Source organism: Pseudarthrobacter sp. MDT1-22 (assembly GCF_054511035.1).
In genome coordinates this window covers 1-3,227 of the sequence record NZ_JBTNDK010000064.1, presented here as the reverse complement: position 1 = coordinate 3,227, position 3,227 = coordinate 1, and the positions used below count along the sequence as shown (strand labels likewise).

Sequence of the window (3,227 nt, the reverse complement as noted above, 5' to 3'; positions counted from 1 at the left end):
GCGTGTCTGTGCCGGACTGGAAGCCGGTGGCCACGCTCTTGGAGATGTCCCGGGTGCCCAGGTTTGTGGTCATGATGATCACGGTGTTCTTGAAGTCCACCACGCGGCCCTGGGAGTCGGTCAGGCGGCCGTCTTCCAGGATCTGCAGGAGTGAGTTGAAGAGGTCAGCGTGCGCCTTCTCCACTTCGTCGAACAGGACCACGGAGAACGGACGACGGCGGACCTTCTCGGTGAGCTGGCCACCCTCTTCGTAGCCGACATAGCCCGGAGGGGCACCGAAGAGCCGTGAAACGGTGTGCTTCTCCGAGTACTCGGACATGTCCAGCGTGATGAGGGCGTCCTCGTCACCGAACAGGAATTCGGCCAGGGCCTTGGCGAGCTCGGTCTTGCCGACGCCGGTGGGGCCGGCGAAGATGAACGAGCCGCCCGGACGCTTGGGGTCCTTCAGGCCTGCACGGGTACGGCGGATTGCCTGGGACAGGGACCTGATGGCCTCGTTCTGGCCCACCACACGCTTGTGCAGTTCGTCTTCCATCTTCAGCAGGCGCGTGGACTCTTCCTCGGTCAGCTTGAAGACCGGGATGCCGGTGGAGTTGGCCAATACCTCGGCGATGAGATCCTCATCCACCTCGGAAATGTCATCCATACCGCCGGACTTCCAGTGGCGTTCCTTCTCGGAGCGCTCGGTAATGAGCTTCTGCTCCTTGTCCCGGAGCGAAGCGGCGCCTTCGAAGTCCTGCGCGTCGATGGCGGATTCCTTCTCCATCTTCAGCTTGGCGATCCGCTCATCCATGGCCTTCAGCTCCGGCGGAGCGGTCATCCGGCGGATGCGCAACCGGGCACCGGCCTCATCGATCAGGTCGATGGCCTTGTCCGGCAGGAAGCGGTCCGAGATGTAGCGCTCGGAGAGGTTCGCGGCCGACGCGAGGGCGCCGTCGGTGATGGTGACGCGGTGGTGCGCCTCGTAGCGGTCACGCAGGCCCTTGAGGATCTCGATCGCGTGCGCGACGGAGGGCTCCTTGACCTGGATCGGCTGGAAGCGGCGCTCAAGCGCGGCATCCTTCTCGATGTGCTTGCGGTACTCATCCAAGGTGGTGGCACCGATGGTCTGCAGTTCACCGCGGGCCAGCATGGGCTTCAGGATGGACGCAGCATCGATCGCACCCTCGGCCGCACCGGCACCCACAAGCGTGTGGATCTCGTCGATGAAGAGGATGATGTCGCCGCGGGTGCGGATTTCCTTCAGGACCTTCTTCAGGCGCTCTTCGAAGTCACCGCGGTACCGGGAGCCGGCCACGAGTGAACCGAGGTCCAGGGTGTACAGCTGCTTGTCCTTGATGGTTTCCGGGACGTCGCCGCGGACAATCGCCTGGGCGAGGCCTTCGACGACGGCGGTCTTGCCGACGCCGGGCTCACCGATCAGGACAGGGTTGTTCTTGGTGCGGCGCGACAGGACCTGCATAACGCGTTCCATCTCGGACTCGCGTCCGATCACCGGGTCCAGCTTGTTCTCGCGCGCAGCCTGCGTGAGGTTGCGGCCGAACTGGTCCAGGACCACGGAACCGGCGGGAGTGCCCTCGGGCTGGCCTGGACCGACGCCGGCGCCGGTAGTCTCCTTGCCCTGGTAGCCGGAGAGGAGCTGAATGACCTGCTGGCGGACGCGGTTAAGGTCTGCGCCGAGCTTGACCAGCACCTGGGCGGCCACACCCTCACCCTCGCGGATGAGGCCCAGCAGGATGTGCTCCGTGCCGATGTAGTTATGGCCCAGCTGCAGGGCTTCCCGCAGCGAGAGTTCCAGCACCTTCTTGGCGCGCGGGGTGAAGGGGATGTGGCCGGATGGGGCCTGCTGGCCCTGGCCGATGATCTCCTGTACCTGTTCGCGCACGCCGTCGAGCGAAATGCTCAAGGACTCAAGAGCTTTGGCGGCAACGCCTTCACCTTCATGGATCAGACCCAAGAGGATGTGTTCGGTACCAATGTAATTGTGGTTCAGCATGCGTGCCTCTTCTTGGGCAAGCACAACTACGCGACGGGCACGGTCCGTAAATCGCTCAAACATTTTCGCCACACTCCTAGCTACGACGTACTTTGATGCTACGTGGCGGACCCCCACTTGGGGAGCGTGTTCGCCACAGGGGAAACATGACGTGTTCAACCTCCCGTCACCCTGCACCGCTTGGATCAATGCAAGAACCTCTAGCAAGGAGAAACGTCATGGAAGTCATCACCCTGCTCATGACCGCCGCGACCGTAGCCCTCGCCGGGATTGGCGGGCTCTACTACTCCTACGCCTGCTCGGTGATGCCGGGGCTGCGCGCCACCGATGATGCGACATTTGTCAGTGCCATGTCCGGGATCAATACCGCCATCCAGAATCCGGTGTTCGCGCTGAGCTTTGTCGGCGCCTTCCTCGCATTGGCGGGCTCGGCAGCCTTTTCGTGGGCCGACGGGCTTGCCAGCGCACTCCCCCTCTCTGTTTCCCTGGCCTGCTACACGGCCACGCTGGTCATCACCTTCGCCGCGAACATCCCCTTGAATAACGCTCTGGACCTGGCGGCCGCGTCTGGAGATGCCGCGGCCGCCAGAAAATCGTTCGAACGCCGGTGGACCCGGTGGAACATCCACCGCACCTGGCTGTCGCTGGCCGCACTGGTCGCGCTCAGCGTTGCCTGGGCAGCGTTGGGTCAGCCGTGAGATTGCAACAGCGCGCTACTTCCGGAAGTCGAACAGCGCCGTGTGTGTTGTCCCGTCGTTCAGTCCCAGTGTGAATTGCCGGCACGTCCCTGCCCAGTCTTTCTGGGTTTTCCACACGTAGGTGTAGGTATCGGAGCCGGCCGCGTAGCTCAGCGAACTGCCTCCCGCGGCGACAGTCTGCTCCACTTCGTCCGGCGCGGTGCCGCCGGGGCGCGCTATAGCGGACGACGACGGTGCTCCCGTCGCCAGGATATCCAGCCCCCGGTTCCCGCCGACCCCGAACTTGATGGGCGCGGCAGCGCCTGCCTTCATGGCGTTCAGGGTGCCGCCGTTATCCACCGGCTGCAGGAACCCGCGGAACGGCCAACGCGGCTGGCCCACGGCGAACTGTCCTGGTAGCCAAGCAATTCCGCGAAAGCGCCGTCATCGCGGCCTCAGGACTCTGGACACAGCGATTTAGTTTTTGAGTGACGTTTCTTTGTTTTTGATTTCGAATCGTAGGATCCGGTCCGTGCCCGGGTAACGGGTTTCGG

3 protein-coding genes are annotated in these 3,227 nt (G+C 63.7%); 1 reads left to right on the top strand and 2 read right to left on the bottom strand.

Features of this window, described 5'->3' with window-relative positions; translation table 11 throughout:
• The coding region (locus ACX80M_RS20875) for an ATP-dependent Clp protease ATP-binding subunit (protein WP_459310371.1) at window positions 1-2,059 on the bottom strand (2,059 nt) is incomplete at its 3' end.
• A gap of 155 nt (window positions 2,060-2,214) precedes the next feature.
• On the opposite strand from ACX80M_RS20875, the gene ACX80M_RS20870 reads away from it, so the two are divergent.
• Complete coding sequence (locus tag ACX80M_RS20870; RefSeq protein ID WP_252601717.1) at window positions 2,215-2,694, top strand: anthrone oxygenase family protein; 480 nt, start codon at window positions 2,215-2,217, stop codon at window positions 2,692-2,694.
• 15 nt (window positions 2,695-2,709) lie between these two features.
• On the opposite strand, the gene ACX80M_RS20865 is transcribed toward ACX80M_RS20870, so the two are convergent.
• Window positions 2,710-3,075, bottom strand: a complete 366-nt coding sequence (locus tag ACX80M_RS20865) for a PxKF domain-containing protein (protein ID WP_459310369.1) — start codon at window positions 3,073-3,075, stop codon at window positions 2,710-2,712.
• Between the last annotated feature and the right edge of the window lie 152 nt (window positions 3,076-3,227).